The sequence below is a fragment of the Paracoccus litorisediminis genome (genome assembly GCF_009711205.1).
Classification (GTDB): domain Bacteria; phylum Pseudomonadota; class Alphaproteobacteria; order Rhodobacterales; family Rhodobacteraceae; genus Paracoccus; species Paracoccus litorisediminis.
The window spans coordinates 204,964-220,239 of record NZ_WMIG01000006.1; the positions used below are offsets into that span (position 1 = coordinate 204,964).

Here is a 15,276-nt window from a genome sequence, read left to right on the forward strand (position 1 = left end):
CGAATGAGCGAGGTTGGCATTCCCTGCCTGTGGATGCGGGGCGGGACCTCGAAGGGGGCGTATTTTCTGGCCTCGGATTTGCCGGAAGCCGCGCCCGAGCGGGACGCGCTGCTGCTGCGGATCATGGGCAGTCCCGATCCGCGCCAGATCGACGGGATAGGCGGGGGCGATCCCTTGACCTCAAAGGTGGCGGTGCTGTCGCCTTCATCGCGTGCGGATGCCGATGTAGATTACCTGTTCCTGCAGGTTTTTGTCGACCAAGCTTTGGTTTCGGATGCGCAGGGTTGCGGGAATATTCTGGCCGGGGTCGGGCCTGCCGCGATCGAGCGCGGGTTGGTTTCAGCCCAACCCGGTCAGACCCCGGTCCGCATCCATATGCTGAATACGGGTGAAGTCGCGATGGCGCTGGTGAAAACGCCGGGCGGTCGGGTCGACTATTCGGGCAACGCCGCCATTGACGGTGTCCCCGGTTCGGCGGCCGCGATCCCGCTGATGTTTCAGGATATTGCCGGATCGATGTGTGGCGCATTGTTGCCGACCGGCCATTTGGTGGATGTGATTGCTGGGGTGGAGTGCACGCTGATCGACAATGGCATGCCCTGCGTCATCATGCGGGCCAGCGATTTTGGCCTGACCGGGCAGGAAAGTCGCGAGGAACTGGAGGCTGATGCCGCGCTGCGGGCACGGGTCGAGGGCATACGCATGCAGGCGGGGCCCCTGATGCGACTTGGGGATGTGGTGGATAAATCCGCGCCCAAGATGACACTGGTTTCGGCACCTGTGCAAGGTGGGACGATCAACACGCGCAGCTTCATTCCTCATCGCGCCCATGCCTCGATCGGAGTCTTTGCTGCGGTCAGCGTGGCGACCGCCTGTACACTGCCAGGATCGCCCGCGGCGGATCTGGCAGTTCTGCCGACGGATGGCCGCTATCTGATCGAGCATCCAACGGGGGCTGCCGAGGTGCTGATCACCCAAGATGCCGAGGGACGGATCATCGGTGCGGGCACCTTGCGCACCGCCCGCAAATTGTTCGATGGTCATGTCTATCCCCGCGACGAGGCAGGATGAACATGGGCTGGAGCGCCGCGCAATATTCACGGTTTCTGGACGACCGGACGCGGCCCGCCCGCGACCTGCTGCATGCGGTGCCGCTGGAGGCACCCGGTCAGGTGGTCGATCTGGGCTGCGGGCCCGGAAACTCGACCGCGCTGCTGGTCGAGCGCTTTCCAGAAGCACAGGTTATCGGTCTGGATTCCGACCCTGACATGATCGCGACGGCGCAGCGGAACCTGCCCGAATGCCGCTTTGAGATGACGCGGATCGAAGATTGGCTGCCAGAAGTGCTGCCTGACCTGATCTTTGCCAATGCCTCGCTGCAATGGGTCGATGATCACGAGACGCTATTCCCACATCTGCTGGATCTGGTCGCGCCGGGTGGCGCATTGGCGGTGCAGATGCCCGACAATCTGGACGAGCCTTCGCATCGCGCGATGCGCGAGGTTGCATCGCACCCGCGTTGGTCGGCACGGCTGGTTCAGGCAAATGCCCGGCGTCAGCCGTTGATTCCGGCGCATCGGCTGCATGCCCTGCTGCGCCCGCTTTGCACCAAGGTGGATGTCTGGCGCACGATCTATCATTTCGAACTCGCAGGCGTGGATGCCATCGTCGAATGGTTCAAGGGTTCAGCTTTGCGACCCTATCTTGAGGCGCTGACCGAGGAGGAAGGGCGGCAGTTCCTGCTGACCTATCGCGAGGAAATCGCGCCATTTTACCCGGAATGCGATGGTCGCGCGTTACTGGCTTTTCCTCGGTTCTTCCTTGTCGCCAGTCGGGCTTGATCCGGCACCCAGCTTTTCCTAGTCAGGGGGCGAACCGCCAGGAGGGGCAGGATGGGACCGTTTCGATGCATTGCCGATCTGCGGGGTACGCTGCTGGAAAGCCCGGTCTGGGACGCAAGGCGCGGCGCGATTTTCCTGTGCGACATCGAGGGCGCGCGCATCCATGAGGTCGGCCTGGAGGACGGGCCACGTCGGGTCTGGCAATTCGACGACAAGGTAGCGTCGCTGGGGCTATGCGACAGCGGCCGGCTGGTCGTGGCACTGGCACGCGAGGTGGTGCTGTTCGACCCCGAAACCGGCGGACAGGAGACATTGTGGTCTGGGTTCAGCGAATCCAAAGCGTCGCGGCTGAATGACGGCAAGGTCGGCCCGGACGGAGCGTTCTGGGTTGGCAGCATGAATGGCGCGCCCGACCGCGCGCAAACCGCGCGGCTATATCGCATCGACATGACGGGACGTGCCGAGATCAGGGCCGAGGAACTGTTGACCTCGAACGGGCTGGCCTGGAGCACCGATGGCCGCACGATGTTTCACAGTGACTCGCAGCTGTCCTGGCTTGAGCGGCGGGATTTCGACCCCGAGACGGGCGGACTGGGCGCGCCCATCCGCCTGCGCGATCTGGACGATGCCCAGGGCCGTGCCGATGGCGGGGCGACGGATGCCGAGGGTGGCTATTGGAGTGCGGGTGTCTCGGCCGGGGTGCTGAACCGCTACGACCGGGACGGCGCAGTGCTGCAGCGCCTGCCCATGCCGGTTCCGGGGCCGACCATGCCCTGTTTTTGTGGCGATGGACTGCGGCAGATTGCTGTCACCTCGCATCGGCGCTGGCCCGACCAGACCCTTGCCGCCGCCCCGTGGTCAGGCGGATTGATATTGGCTAACAGTCCGGTCGCGGGCGTGCCCGTCAAGCGGATGAAGGGGTTGTGACGACCCCGCCTTGCCCGCCATCCGCCTTGCGCCTAGGGTCGCCCGCAGACCGCATTCCAGCCGGAGCCGCAGATGATCGCGCTTGAAACTGACCACTACCGCCTGACCGTCGATCCCGATCTGGGGGCGACGATCCTGACTGCGGACTGGCGGGATGGCGACGATTGGCTGCCGATCCTTGAGCCGCTGGTTACGCCCGAGGCCGGGTTGAAGGCGGGCTGCTTCGTGATGGCCCCATTCGCCAATCGCATCGATCACGGGCGCTTCGCCTTTGACGGGCAAAGCTTCCAGTTGCCGATCAACAATCCCGCCGAGGACATGGCGATCCACGGCTTTGCCCGCAATCGGGAATGGCTCGTGGCCGAACATCGCCCAGATTTTGCACGGCTGGTTCTGCTATTGAACGAACCCGATCTGCCTTGGCGGTTTGAATTGGTGCAAGAGATCGCGATTGAGGCTGACGGCATCACCGTCACCCTGACGATGACCAATTTCGGCGACAGTGCCATGCCCTTTGGTTTCGGCCTGCATCCATGGTTTCCGAAGCCGCGACAGACCCGGCTGGCCTTTGAGGCGATCGGGGCGCATGTAAAGGATGCACGCGGCCTTCCCCTGCCCCAGACGCAGCCCGTTGCGGGCATGTCGGCGGCGGACCAGCAACCGTTGGACCTGTTGCCGCGACTGGATGCCAGCTTTGCCGGTTGGCAAGACCGGCGGGCGGTGCTGCGCTGGCCGGGACATGAGGTCGAACTGACCGCCACCGGCGCGCTGCGCCACCTGCATGTCTTCAACCCCGACGACCGCGCGGTTTTCTGCGTCGAACCGGTCAGCCATCTGCCCGATGCCGTGAACCGCCCCGAGCTGGGCGAGGATGCGCAGATGACCGTGCTGATGCCAGGCGAACACCTGCAGGGTGGGATGCATCTGACGGCGCGCAGGACCTAAGGCCAGGCGGCGTAGCTGGTCGAGGTGCTGGGTCGCCGGGCCGGCGCGCCGAGGCGATGCGCGCGGGGGGAACGCCCGGTCTCGCGCTTGAAGAAGCGGCTGAAATAGGCCGGATCGCTGAAGCCAAGCGTCTCGGCGATCTCACCGATCTGCAGCGGGCTTTGGTCCAGCAACCGCATCGCCTCGGCGGCTAGGCGCTGGTTGATGAATTCCATCGGTGAACGTCCGGTGGCGCGGCGGATTGCGGTGTTCAGCCGGTCGGGCGTCACCCCCAGAAGCTGTGCGTATTCCGCAACTGGCCAATGCTGGCGGGCATGAAGCTCGACCAGATGGGCAAAACCGCGGACCACGCTGCGCGGGGTGGCGCGTGACACTTCGGTCAGGGGCGAGGCCAGCCGCCATATCTCGATCAGCAGCAGGGCAAGGTGATGGCGCACAGCCTCATGCGCGCCGGGTGCATCGTTGCGCAATTCGGTCTCAATCGCGCCAAGCATCGCGGCCAGTCGCCGCGCGTCAGCCACGGTGATCGCCGCGCCAAGGATCGGGCGACCAATGGCATCGCGGACTGGCACGAACAGCGCGCCACTGGGCATGGCCGAAGCCAGCAGCGAATCCTGCGCCGAGACGGCCCCGCCCTCGGCCCCGGCGTCGAAAACGATAGCGCCGGTTTCGCCCGCCGGAAGAAAGACGATGGCGGGTCCGTCCAGCCTGACCTCGTGCTGGCCCAACCGGATCGAGCCGCTGCCCGAAACCAGCACAAATATCCGGTTTCGTCCGCCGCGAAAGGTCCATTCCGTGCGCAGCAGACTGCCCAGAAACAGCCGCGCCTCGAGCGGCTCGGACATGGGCGGCGGTACGGGAGACGGGGTGGATGCAGGTGCAGTGGAGTGAGTCATGGTCCGTGAAAAATACAAATATCTCTTGTAGAAGTCTATTCTGGCGGCTGATGCGCGGGCCTATCCTTATCGACAGCAAGGAAGTCGGAGGGGAGCCGGATTCCATGCGCCAAGGGTCCGCGCCATGCGGATCACAGGGGGAGGGGAAACAAGATGATCAGCATGAAACGCAGAGTTCTTCTGCGAACGGGTGCGGTTGCCGCGGTGACGGTTGCCACCGGCTTTGGCCGTGCGGCATGGGCCGAGGAGCGCAAATCCATCCGCATCGGCTATGCGATTTCCAAGACCGGTCCAAATGCAGGCGGGGCGGGCATCACCACATTGCCGAACTACCTGCTTTGGGCCAAGGACGTGCAGGATGCAGGCGGACTTGAGCTGCCCGATGGCAGCCGCCTGCCACTGGAGATCGTCGAATATGACGACCGTTCCTCGGCCGAGGAAGTCGTGCGCGCGATCGAGCGGTTGGCCAATGAGGACAAGGTCGACTTCATCCTTGCCCCATGGGGCACGGGTTTCAACCTGGCCGCAGCGCCCCTGTTCGACCGCTACGGCTATCCGCAACTGGCAGTCTCGGCGGTGACGGACAAGGCCCCGGATTTCGTCAAGCGCTGGAAGAAAAGCTTCTGGATGCTGGGCGGTGGCCATGACTATGCGAAAGCGCTGGCCGCGATCATGGCCGATGCGGGCAAGGCCGGGACACTGAACGGCAAGGTCGCAATGGTTTCGGTCGCAGACGGGTTCGGGATCGATCTGGTCAGCGCCGCCCGCCCCGCCTTTGAGGAAGCCGGGATCGAGGTTGTCTATGACAAGACCTACCCGGTCGGGACCTCGGATTTCACGCCGATGATCAATGAGGCCAAGGCCAGCGGCGCCGACAGCTTCGTGGCCTTCTCGTATCCGCCGGACACGTTTGCCATCACCCAGCAGGCCCAAGTCGCAGATTTCAATCCCAAGCTGCTCTATCTGGGCGTCGGCACCGGCTTTCCGGTCTATGCCAAGAACAATAGCGAGAACGCGACCGGCATCCTCAGCCTGGGCGGCATCGATCCGGCCAATGCCGCCAATGCCGATTACCGCAAGCGCCATGAGGCCGTGACCGGCATCGCCCCCGATTACTGGGGCAGCGTCATCACCTATGCCAGCCTGCAAATGTTGCAGGAAGCGATCCGCCGCAAGGGTCTGGACCGCGAGGCCGTGGCCGCCGAGATCGCCTCCGGCAGCTTCGAAACCGTGCTGGGTGAGACCAAGCTTGAGGACAACCAACTGCGCAAGCTGTGGTGGACTGGGCAATGGCAGAATGGCCAGTTCGTCGGCATCGCGCCTGGCGACCGCGCCGGCGCCAGCCAATTGGTTCTTCCGCGCCAGTCTTGGAAAAAGGCCTGACTGCATCCCTGACACGGCAGGGGCCGGACCATCCGGCCCTTGCAGGAAGTGATCGAAGGAGAAGGTGTGATGCTCGTCACGGCCGTTCTGTCCGGGCTGGTGCTTGGCGGAACCTATGCGCTGCTCGCCATGGGGCTGACGCTACAATACGGAATCGCCCGGATCATGAACCTGGCCTATGGCGAGCTGATCATCGTGGCGGCCTTTTTGTCCTATGCGCTGTTCACCTATGCCGGGATCAGCCCGGTCTGGGCCCTGCTGATCGCCCTGCCCGGCGGATTTGTCCTTGGCTATGCGATTTATGGCTTGTTGATGGCCCCGCTGGTCCGCCGCGCAAGGAATGCCGCGAGTCTGGAGATCGACTCGATCCTTACCACATTCGGGCTGCTTTTCGTCATTCAGGGCCTTCTGCTGGTGACGTTCGGCGCGAATTTCACCAGCTACAGCTATCTCAATGACGCCGTGCAGATCTTTGGCACAAGGCTGGCGGCGAACCGGCTGCTGGCGCTGGTTCTGGCTGTGGTGCTGGGGGCTGCGATCTATCTGGTCCTGACCCGCACCCTATGGGGGACGGCATTGCGCGCGGTCGCGGTCGCGCCCGGATCGGCCCCGCTGGTCGGCATCGATGTCGAGCGCGCCGCACGCATGGCCTTTGCGCTGGGGGGCGCGCTGGCGGCGGCGGGCGGCGTCGTGATCTCGATGTATCAGACCTTTACCGCGACCTCGGGCGTCGTTTTCACGATGAAGGCGCTGATCATCGTCATCATGGGCGGCGTCGGGAATATTCTTGGTGCGCTGTCCGCCGGGCTGCTGCTGGGACTGGCCGAGACCATGGTTGCGACCTATGTCGACCCCGGCCTGACTTTGGCCACCACCTATGGCCTGTTTCTGGCCGTGCTGCTGTGGCGACCCACCGGCCTGTTTGGGAGGGCGGTTCGTTGACGCCGCGTTTTCTATTGGAAATCAGCGCGTTCATTGCGGTCATCGCCGCGCTGGCACTGCTGCCGCTTTTTGCCAGCCCCTACGGCATCACGCTGATGATCGGGATGCTGGGCTATGTCGCGCTGGCGATCGGCTGGGCTCTGTTCTCGGGCCCGACGCGCTATGTGTCCTTGGCAACCGTCGCCTTCTTCGGGATCGGTGCCTATACCTGCGCCGTCTTCAGCGAAGTACTGGCCTATCCGCTGCTGCTTCTGGTCGCGGGGCTGATCGGCCTTGGGGTGGCATTGGTCGTCGGGCTGGCGACGCTGCGGCTGGCAGGGGTCTATTTCGTGATCTTCACCTTTGGTCTGGCCGAACTGATCCGTCAGCTCGTCACCTGGTATGAGGTCAATATCACCGGCACGCTCGGCCGCTACATCTTCCTGCCGGTCACGCCCGAGGGCATCTACTGGCAGCTTCTGGCGCTGACCGCCGCAGCATTCGCGATGTCTTGGGCCATTAGCCGTTCCCGCCTTGGGCTGGCCCTGAAGGTCATCGGTGAGGATGAGGTCGTGGCCAGCCACAGCGGTATCGACATCGCACGGGTCAAACTGGGGCTGTTCGCGCTGAGTGCGGTGATCATGACGCTGGTCGGCGCGATTCAGGCCCCGCGCTGGACCTATGTCGAGCCGTCGATCGCCTTCAACCCGACGGTATCCTTCCTGACGCTGATCATGGCGCTCTTGGGCGGGGCGAACCGGCTGATGGGGCCAATCCTTGGTGCCGTACCGTTGTTCCTGCTGTTCGAGTGGCTTTCGGCCAATTTCCCGAACCATTACTCGATCATCCTTGGGCTGATCTTTATCACCATCGTCTTTGTTCTGCCGAACGGCGTTCTGGATTTCATCGAGAAAGGCTGGGCGCGCCGCCTGCCTGTCGCCAAACCCGCCGAGGTCCATAAATGAGCCCGTTCCTTCAGGTATCCGGGCTGACCCGGCGCTTTGGCGGACTGGTTGCGGTCAACGACCTGTCCTTCTCGGTGGCCAAGGGCGAGATCGTGGGTTTGCTTGGCCCTAATGGCTCGGGCAAAACGACGGTGCTGAACATGATCTCGGGGCATCTGCCGCCATCGGACGGGCAGATCGCGCTGGCCGATACCCGTCTTTCGGGGCTGGGGCCGCACAAGATCGCGCGACAAGGGGTGGCGCGGACCTTTCAACTGGTGCGCGCCCTGCCCTCGCTAAGCGTGACGGAAAACGTCATCGTGGCGCTGGCCTTTGGCCGCAAGCGTCTATGGGGCGAGGCGGCCCGGCTTGAAGCGCTGAAGCGACTTGAGCAGGTGGGTCTGGCCCATCGCGCGGGCCAACAAGCCGGCGACCTGACCTATATCGACCAGAAGCGCATGGAACTCGCGCGGGCGCTGGCCGCGGACCCACAGCTATTGCTGTTGGACGAATGGCTGGCCGGACTGAACCCGACCGAGCTGCAGACCGGGATCGAGCTGATCCGCGGGCTGAAATCCTCGGGCATCACCATTCTGATGGTCGAGCATGTCATGGAGGCGATCCGCGCATTGTGCGGGCGCTGCGTCATCATGAATGCCGGGATCAAGATCGCCGACGCGCCCACCGCCGAGGCCCTGTCCGATCCCGCCGTCGTCACCGCCTATCTGGGAGAGCAGCATGCTTGAGGTGAAGGGCCTGTCCCTGCATTACGGCCGCCATGTGGCGCTGGACAAGGTCTCGCTGAAGGTCGGCAAGGCCGAAACCGTGGTGATCCTAGGCGCGAACGGGGCGGGGAAATCCTCGTTGCTGAAAAGCATCGCCGGGTTGGTGCACGGTGATCCCGGCGCGCGCATCAGCTTCAACGGCGTGCCGATCCAGACTGCCTCGCCCCATCACGTGCTGGAAACCGGGATCGCACTGGTTCCCGAAGGGCGCGGGATTTTTGGCGATCTGACGGTGGCGGAAAATCTAGCGCTCGGGGCCTATGCCCGCCGCGCAAGGGACCAACGTGAGGCCGGGTTTGAGCTGGTCTTCAGCCTGTTCCCCCGCTTGGCCGAGCGTCGCCGCCAATTCGTCAACACCATGTCCGGGGGCGAACAGCAGATGGTTGCGATCGGCCGCGCCTTGATGTCGCGACCGGAACTGCTGATGCTGGACGAGCCCAGCCTTGGCCTTGCACCGGTGGTCGTGGGCGAATTGTTTCGCAGCCTCGACCGGATCCGGCAGACGGGCTTGTCGCTGCTGATCGTCGAGCAGAATGTCGGCATGAGTCTGGCCATCGCCGATCGCGGCTATCTTGCCGAGGCCGGGCGCATTACCGGCGAGGGGCCTGCCCCAGAATTGCTGAACGACCCCGCCGTCAAGCGCGCCTTCCTTGGCGCCACGGCCTGACAGAATCCCCGGAAGGAGACCGAGATGAACATGCTGGGACTGAAGATCGACAATGCCGAGGTCGAAGCCGCCGGAGGCCGCCGCTTTGAACGGCTGAACCCGATTTCGGGCGAATTGGCGACGACGGTTGCCGCGGCCTCGGTCGAGGATGCCCGCGCCGCCGCCAATTCAGCCGCCCGCGCCTTTCCGGCATGGTCGGCAACCGGACCGGGTGAGCGTCGCCGCTTGCTGAACGCTGCCGCCGACCGGCTGCAGGAACGCGCCGGAGAGTTCGTTCTGGCCATGGCCGAGGAAACCGGCGCGACCGCAGGCTGGGCGATGTTCAACGTCAAGCTCGCCTCGGACATGCTGCGCGAAGCCGCGTCATTGACCACCCAGATCGCGGGCGAGGTCATCCCCTCGAATCGGCCCGGCAGCCTTGCGATGGCCGTGCGCCAACCTGCCGGGGTGGTGCTGTCCATGGCACCGTGGAACGCGCCGGTCATTCTGGGGGTCCGGTCGCTGGCTACCCCGCTGGCCTGCGGCAATACCGTGGTCATGAAGACGTCCGAGATTTGCCCGCGCACCCATCGCCTGATCGTGGACGCGCTGCATGACGCGGGCTTCCCGCCTGGCGTGGTCAACGCGATCTCGAACGCACCCGAGGACGCGGGCGAGATCGTCGAGGCGCTGATCGCCCATCCCGCCGTGCGGCGGGTGAACTTCACCGGCTCGACCCGTGTGGGCCGGATCATCGCGGAAACCGCCGGTCGCCACCTGAAGCCCGCACTGCTGGAACTGGGTGGCAAGGCGCCCTTCATCGTGCTGGACGATGCCGATCTGGATCAGGCGGTCGCAGCGGCGGCCTTTGGCTCCTACATGAACCAAGGCCAGATTTGCATGTCAACGGAACGAATTGTGGTCGATCAGACCATTGCTGATGAATTTGTCGGGAAACTTGCCGCCAAGGTGGAAACCTTGAAGGCGGGCGATCCGCGCCGCAGCGATACGCCACTGGGTTCGGTCGTCGATGCCGCCGCCGCACAGCGCATCAACTCTCTGATCCGGGATGCGGTCTCAAAAGGCGCGCGGCTGGTCGCTGGCGGACGGATCGACGGCACCATCGTTGATGCAACACTGATCGACCATGTCCGCCCCGCCATGCGGCTTTACGGCGAGGAAAGCTTTGGCCCCGTCGTTTCGGTGATCCGGGTCGGCTCGATCGACGAGGCGGTCAGGATCGCCAATGACACCGAATATGGCCTGTCGGCGGCGGTCTTTGGCCGCGACATCAACCGTGCCATGAGCGTGGCCCGGCGGATCGAATCCGGCATCTGCCATATCAATGGCCCGACCGTCCATGATGAGGCGCAGATGCCCTTTGGCGGGGTCAAGGCCTCGGGCTATGGGCGCTTCGGCGGCAAGGCAGGCATCGCCGAGTTCACCGAGCTGCGCTGGATCACCATTCAGGACGGCCCGATCCATTACCCGATCTGACAACAGCTGGGGGATGCCATGGATGACGGAAAGCCCGTGACGATCACCGCCGGAGGCGCGCTGCTGGCCCGGCTGAAGGCGGTTGGCGTCGATTACATCTTTGCCAATTCCGGCACGGACTTCCCGCCAATCATCGAGGGGCTGGCCGAGGCCGAGGCACAGCGCGTCCCCCTGCCCCGCGCCATCGTCATCCCGCATGAAAGCGCGGCCATGGGCATGGCGCATGGCTATGCGCTGGCGACGGGGCAACCGCAGGCGGTCATGGCGCATACGAATGTGGGATTGGCCAATTGCGCCATTGGCGCGATCAACGCCGCAACCGAGCATATTCCCGTCCTGCTGTTTTCCGGTCGAACGCCAGTGACCGAAAAGGGCCATTTCGGCTCTCGCACTGTGCCGATCGGCTGGGGGCAGGAAATGCGCGACCAGACGGCGCTGGTCCGCGAGGCAGTGAAATGGGACGATGAGCTGCGCGTGCCCGAACATGTCGGACCGACCGTTGACCGCGCTTTCGCCATTGCCAGCTCGACCCCACGTGGCCCGGTCTATGTCAGCCTGCCACGAGAGGTGTTGTGCCAGCCCTGCCCCGTCGAGGGACTGGATGCGCCGCCCTCGATGTCCCCTGCCCTGCATTTCCCCGACCCGTCGGCAATCCATGAGGTCGCGCGGCTGCTGGCCGGTGCCAGCCATCCGGTCATCTTTGCCCAACGCGGTGCGGGCTCGGCCGAGGGCTTTGCCGCGCTGGCTGAACTGGCCGGGGATTGGGGCATTCCGGTATGCCAATACTGGGCCGTCCAGCTGGCCATGGCGACAGATCATCCGATGGCGGCGGAACCGGATCCGGCACCGTTGCTGGCCCAGGCAGATGTCATTCTGGTGCTGGATGCGCTGGCGCCGTGGTCACCAGACATCCATCCCTTGCGACCGGGCTGCAAGGTCATCCAGATGGGTCAGGACCCGCTGTTTCAGCGATCACCGGTACGGCATTTCCGTTCGGATCTGACCATCGCCTGCGATCTGGATCAGGGACTGATCGCCTTGCGGGATACAATGGCGATGCTGGTCAGAACTGCCGGAACCGTAGAAAGGGTCGCGCAGGTCACCGCCCGTAACGCAGCAGCACGCAAAACGGTTCTGAAACGCGCCGAGGCCGGACGCGGCGCGCCGATGACCAAGGAATGGGTCAGCCTGTGCCTGTCGCGTGTGCTGGACGGCCGCAAGGCCACCGTTCTGTCGGAACTCGGCTGCCCCCTGCCCCCGATGAAACTAAGCGATCATCGCGCGTGGTATCAGGAGCCTCATTCCGGCGGGCTGGGCTGGTCATTCCCTGCGGCACTGGGGATGCAGCTGGCCGATCCCTCGCGACTGGTGGTCGCGACAATGGGCGACGGGTCCTATATGTTTTCGAACCCGGTCGCCTGCCATCAGATAGCCGAGGCGCTGCGCCTGCCTGTCCTGGTGATGATCCTGAACAACGGCGAATGGGGGGCAGTGCGGCAGTCCGTCACCGGACTTTACCCTGATGGCTTTGCCGCACGGGCGAACCGGATGCCACTGACCTCGCTGGCGCCCCTGCCCGACTTCACCATGATCGCATGCGCCAGCCGCGCCCATGCCGAGCGTGTCGAGGATGGCGATGCGTTGTCCGCCGCAATCGCTCGAGCACTCAACCAGATCGCCAGCGGTAGCCCTGCACTGCTTGACATCCAGATACGCGCCTAAGCCCATTCCCGCCTACAGGAGAGCAAGATGCCGGAACGCGCTACCACGGAGTTCTGGAAAGACCTGAAGCCAATCACTCGGGTCTTTCAGCCGGACGCCCTTCCCGAAGTTTACATGGCCAATGCCCCAACCGAAGATGAGCGCTACTATGTGCCCTTCACCGACACGGTGTCGTCCCGTCCTCTGTGGATATCACCCACGCAGAACAAGTGGTGTGACATCCTGATGGCGAAAAGCGCGGGTCTGGTGAACCGCCACTATCACCCGCATGAGGTCTTTGCCTACACGATCTCGGGGAAATGGGGCTATCTGGAGCATGACTGGACCGCGACAGCGGGCGATTTCGTTTACGAGACGCCCGGCGAGGGCCACACGCTGATCGCCTATGAACATGACGAGCCGATGCGGGTCTTCTTTCAAGTCACCGGCCCGCTGATCTGGCTGGACGAGGCAGGCGAACCGAATGGATTTTTCGACGTGCACAACTACATCGAGCTTTGCCGCAACCATTACGACAAAGTTGGGTTGGGCCGTGGCTACATCGACAGCCTGTTCCGTTAGGGCCTGCTTCCGCAGCTTACCCGGCGGCCTCCCGGCCGGCGTAGCGAGTGTGCTATCTGAAGCACGATTTTATCGGCACGGATGCTGCAATCAGGGGTGTCCATCAAGGCGTTGCATTGAAGTGGCGTTTTGGGGCTGCAAGTACAGAGTTTATCGGATCGCCGATGATCGGGAAGGCTGCGCTGAAAGCCATCGCTTCGAGAGACGTGCACCAAGGGCAACAACCCGACCTTTGACAGCTTCCGCGAAGAACTCAGGAACTGCGCCATAGTCGCGAGGTCGTCAGCGGCTCCATATTGGTTTTGTCGATGACGTCGAACTGGCGGATGCGAGACTGATCATTGGGCCAAAACCGGATTGTCCTGAGTGCCTGCCATCAGGGCCTACGGGACAGATCTATTTGATTGATGGCAAGCGGGGTTTCTTGCTCATCTTAGCGTTCAAGGAGCGAATATAGGCACGAAAACCGTCGATCAGAAAGCTGCTGCCGATCATTCAGTGAGAGACATTTGCCGCGCGACGCGAAAGGTGCACTCGGCCGAGGATAAGGTCCGGATTATGTTAGCTGGATTGCGCGACAAGGACAGCACTGCCGAACTGTACCGACGATAAGGGATCGCCCAAAGCGGCTATTTCAGTCGATCGAAGAAGTTCCTCGGTGAGGCATGACCGCCACCGGTTCAAGGTCATGCCGAATGGAAAGAGGCGTCTGGCGGGAGACACACAGTCAGGCAGGCAAACAGTGCCGAGGTGAAAGACCTGCGCCCCGAGGCCGCCGCGCTGAAAGAGGTCGTCGTCGATCTCGCCCTCGAGAACCGATTGCTGAAAAATGCATGAACGGGGCTGAGGGCTGCGACGAATAAGATATCCCGCTTTGGAGAAGGTCGAAATCATTCGGCTGATTGAGGGGGCGGATCTTTCGATGTGAGAAACCTTGGCAAAGCTGGGGATTCCAGCCCCCTATCGCTACGTATGATCTGTACGCGTCAGTCGGCCCTGAAGGGCTTGAGGACGGTCAAGTTGGACGAGCCAGGTCTGGAACTGTATTCCGGATGAGGTGCGGGGCCAGATCATCGAGAGGGCCCTGGATGGTGAGGGCCTGTCCGCCATCGTCCCAGGCATGGCCCCGAACGAACCGTCGCCACGGAAATTAACCATGCAATTTGCAGGCACCAAAAGTTTTTCCAGAAGCTTCCGTGTGTTGGATGCTCAAAGCGCATGCCTGATCACCAGCCCGCCCATATCGTGATCAAGGCTGGCGAGAAGTTGCAGAACAAGACTACGGCGCCGAACCAGATGTGGCAGACCTAATTCACCTATCTAAAAGTCATCGGCTGGGGCTGGTTCAATCTCTCGACGTCTATTCCTGACTCACATCGTCGGCTGGCCACCCTGCGCCTACATGAAGGTGGCTGACGTGACCAGCACCGTAGGCAAGGCGCTGGATGCTTCAGAACAGCGCCGTGCCTCATCATAAGCTGCGCCTGCTCTCCGATAGGGCGAAGCCTATATCGCGGGGGATCTGGCCGACTGGCTTGAGGAAAGGGGCGTGGAACAGGTCCATGGCACCCCCGGATATCCCCAGACCCAAGACAAGATCGAACGCTTGCATTAGAGGCTGAAGAACCGGATCCTGCTGAGAACTTCCACCTTCATGGCCAACTCGAAGAAGCGATCGACGCCTTTGTCGATCATTTTAATAACCATCGGCTTCACGAGAGTCTCGGTAACTTGCCCCCGGCAGATGCCTATTTCGGGCGAGGTCGCAAAATCCTGGCAGAAAGGGAGAAGATCAGATGCTCTGCCCCCTCGAAACTGGACCGTTTGAAGCTAGAGTTTTCGGCTAACCTTCCCCGGCTGGGACAGGAACTGAAAACGATGAAGGCATCGAAGTTCACGGAAGCGCAGAAGGCGTTCATTCTGAAGCAGGGCGAGGAAGGCACATCAGTTGCCGAGATTTGTTGGAAGGCCGGGATCGGCCAGTCGACCTATTTCGCCTGGAAGAAGAAGTGTGGCGGGCTGCTGCCCGATGAGATGCGCCGGCTCAAGCAGCTTGAGGACGAGAACGCGCGGTTGAAACAGATCGTGGCGGATCTGACGCTCGACCGGCAGATGCTGCAGGACGTCGTTCGGCGAAAGCTCTGAAGCCGGAACGGTCGCGTGAACTGGTTCGCGGGATGTGCGCAGACTGGGCGGTCTCGATCCGCA

General features: G+C 63.1%; 13 protein-coding genes and 2 pseudogenes. 14 read left to right on the plus strand and 1 reads right to left on the minus strand.

The features are described 5' to 3' along the window. Window positions 1–3 precede the first annotated feature (3 nt). From GL300_RS13575 to GL300_RS13590, 4 genes are all read left to right on the plus strand, one after another. Window positions 4–1,071 (plus strand): 4-oxalomesaconate tautomerase, encoded by a 1,068-nt coding sequence (locus tag GL300_RS13575; RefSeq protein ID WP_155040170.1) that lies wholly within the window; start codon window positions 4–6, stop codon window positions 1,069–1,071. Window positions 1,072–1,073: 2 nt separating this feature from the next. Beyond that, window positions 1,074–1,841: a trans-aconitate 2-methyltransferase gene (tam, locus tag GL300_RS13580; RefSeq protein ID WP_155040171.1), complete on the plus strand. Its 768-nt coding sequence runs from the start codon at window positions 1,074–1,076 to the stop codon at window positions 1,839–1,841. A gap of 51 nt (window positions 1,842–1,892) precedes the next feature. Continuing rightward, the gene (locus tag GL300_RS13585; RefSeq protein ID WP_155040172.1) at window positions 1,893–2,768 is read left to right on the plus strand and encodes an SMP-30/gluconolactonase/LRE family protein; all 876 of its coding nucleotides are present in this window, start codon (window positions 1,893–1,895) and stop codon (window positions 2,766–2,768) included. 72 nt (window positions 2,769–2,840) lie between these two features. Further along, on the plus strand, window positions 2,841–3,713 hold the full coding sequence (locus tag GL300_RS13590; RefSeq protein ID WP_155040173.1) for an aldose epimerase family protein: 873 nt from the start codon (window positions 2,841–2,843) through the stop codon (window positions 3,711–3,713). On the opposite strand, the gene GL300_RS13595 is transcribed toward GL300_RS13590, so the two are convergent. Continuing rightward, window positions 3,710–4,558, minus strand: a complete 849-nt coding sequence (locus GL300_RS13595) for a helix-turn-helix domain-containing protein (protein ID WP_170297669.1) — start codon at window positions 4,556–4,558, stop codon at window positions 3,710–3,712. The genes GL300_RS13590 and GL300_RS13595 overlap by 4 nt on opposite strands. A 213-nt stretch (window positions 4,559–4,771) precedes the next feature. On the opposite strand from GL300_RS13595, the gene GL300_RS13600 reads away from it, so the two are divergent. The 10 genes and pseudogenes from GL300_RS13600 to GL300_RS13645 form a co-directional block, all read left to right on the plus strand. Next, window positions 4,772–5,992, plus strand: coding sequence for an amino acid ABC transporter substrate-binding protein (locus GL300_RS13600; RefSeq protein WP_246195175.1), 1,221 nt, complete (start codon window positions 4,772–4,774; stop codon window positions 5,990–5,992). A gap of 69 nt (window positions 5,993–6,061) precedes the next feature. Next, the gene (locus GL300_RS13605) at window positions 6,062–6,934 is read left to right on the plus strand and encodes a branched-chain amino acid ABC transporter permease (RefSeq protein ID WP_155040176.1); all 873 of its coding nucleotides are present in this window, start codon (window positions 6,062–6,064) and stop codon (window positions 6,932–6,934) included. Then, window positions 6,931–7,878: a branched-chain amino acid ABC transporter permease gene (locus tag GL300_RS13610; protein ID WP_246195176.1), complete on the plus strand. Its 948-nt coding sequence runs from the start codon at window positions 6,931–6,933 to the stop codon at window positions 7,876–7,878. The genes GL300_RS13605 and GL300_RS13610 overlap by 4 nt, the downstream gene beginning before the upstream one ends. Continuing rightward, a complete protein-coding gene (locus GL300_RS13615; RefSeq protein ID WP_155040177.1) occupies window positions 7,875–8,603 on the plus strand; it encodes an ABC transporter ATP-binding protein in 729 nt (242 codons plus the stop codon). The genes GL300_RS13610 and GL300_RS13615 overlap by 4 nt, the downstream gene beginning before the upstream one ends. Then, window positions 8,596–9,309: an ABC transporter ATP-binding protein gene (locus GL300_RS13620; RefSeq protein WP_155040178.1), complete on the plus strand. Its 714-nt coding sequence runs from the start codon at window positions 8,596–8,598 to the stop codon at window positions 9,307–9,309. Before GL300_RS13615 ends, GL300_RS13620 begins: the two co-directional genes overlap by 8 nt. A gap of 24 nt (window positions 9,310–9,333) precedes the next feature. After that, complete coding sequence (locus GL300_RS13625; protein ID WP_155040179.1) at window positions 9,334–10,785, plus strand: aldehyde dehydrogenase; 1,452 nt, start codon at window positions 9,334–9,336, stop codon at window positions 10,783–10,785. An 18-nt stretch (window positions 10,786–10,803) separates the two neighbouring features. Beyond that, a complete protein-coding gene (locus tag GL300_RS13630; RefSeq protein ID WP_155040180.1) occupies window positions 10,804–12,507 on the plus strand; it encodes a thiamine pyrophosphate-requiring protein in 1,704 nt (567 codons plus the stop codon). A gap of 27 nt (window positions 12,508–12,534) precedes the next feature. Further along, on the plus strand, window positions 12,535–13,068 hold the full coding sequence (locus GL300_RS13635; protein WP_155040181.1) for a 2,4'-dihydroxyacetophenone dioxygenase family protein: 534 nt from the start codon (window positions 12,535–12,537) through the stop codon (window positions 13,066–13,068). A gap of 453 nt (window positions 13,069–13,521) precedes the next feature. Beyond that, window positions 13,522–14,865 (plus strand): annotated as a pseudogene (locus GL300_RS13640) (integrase core domain-containing protein); the annotation flags it as partial. Between the two features lie 81 nt (window positions 14,866–14,946). Continuing rightward, a pseudogene (locus tag GL300_RS13645) lies at window positions 14,947–15,276 on the plus strand (transposase); the annotation flags it as partial.

Excerpts from the sequence above, each read along its gene's own strand:
- GL300_RS13575 (WP_155040170.1), top strand. The coding sequence starts at position 4 with ATGAGCGAGGTTGGCATTCCCTGCCTGTGGATGCGGGGCGGGACCTCG.
- tam (WP_155040171.1), top strand. The coding sequence starts at position 1,074 with ATGGGCTGGAGCGCCGCGCAATATTCACGGTTTCTGGACGACCGGACG.
- GL300_RS13585 (WP_155040172.1), top strand. The coding sequence starts at position 1,893 with ATGGGACCGTTTCGATGCATTGCCGATCTGCGGGGTACGCTGCTGGAA.
- GL300_RS13590 (WP_155040173.1), top strand. The coding sequence starts at position 2,841 with ATGATCGCGCTTGAAACTGACCACTACCGCCTGACCGTCGATCCCGAT.
- GL300_RS13595 (WP_170297669.1), bottom strand. The coding sequence starts at position 4,558 with ATGTCCGAGCCGCTCGAGGCGCGGCTGTTTCTGGGCAGTCTGCTGCGC.
- GL300_RS13600 (WP_246195175.1), top strand. The coding sequence starts at position 4,772 with ATGAAACGCAGAGTTCTTCTGCGAACGGGTGCGGTTGCCGCGGTGACG.
- GL300_RS13605 (WP_155040176.1), top strand. The coding sequence starts at position 6,062 with ATGCTCGTCACGGCCGTTCTGTCCGGGCTGGTGCTTGGCGGAACCTAT.
- GL300_RS13615 (WP_155040177.1), top strand. The coding sequence starts at position 7,875 with ATGAGCCCGTTCCTTCAGGTATCCGGGCTGACCCGGCGCTTTGGCGGA.
- GL300_RS13620 (WP_155040178.1), top strand. The coding sequence starts at position 8,596 with ATGCTTGAGGTGAAGGGCCTGTCCCTGCATTACGGCCGCCATGTGGCG.
- GL300_RS13625 (WP_155040179.1), top strand. The coding sequence starts at position 9,334 with ATGAACATGCTGGGACTGAAGATCGACAATGCCGAGGTCGAAGCCGCC.
- GL300_RS13630 (WP_155040180.1), top strand. The coding sequence starts at position 10,804 with ATGGATGACGGAAAGCCCGTGACGATCACCGCCGGAGGCGCGCTGCTG.
- GL300_RS13635 (WP_155040181.1), top strand. The coding sequence starts at position 12,535 with ATGCCGGAACGCGCTACCACGGAGTTCTGGAAAGACCTGAAGCCAATC.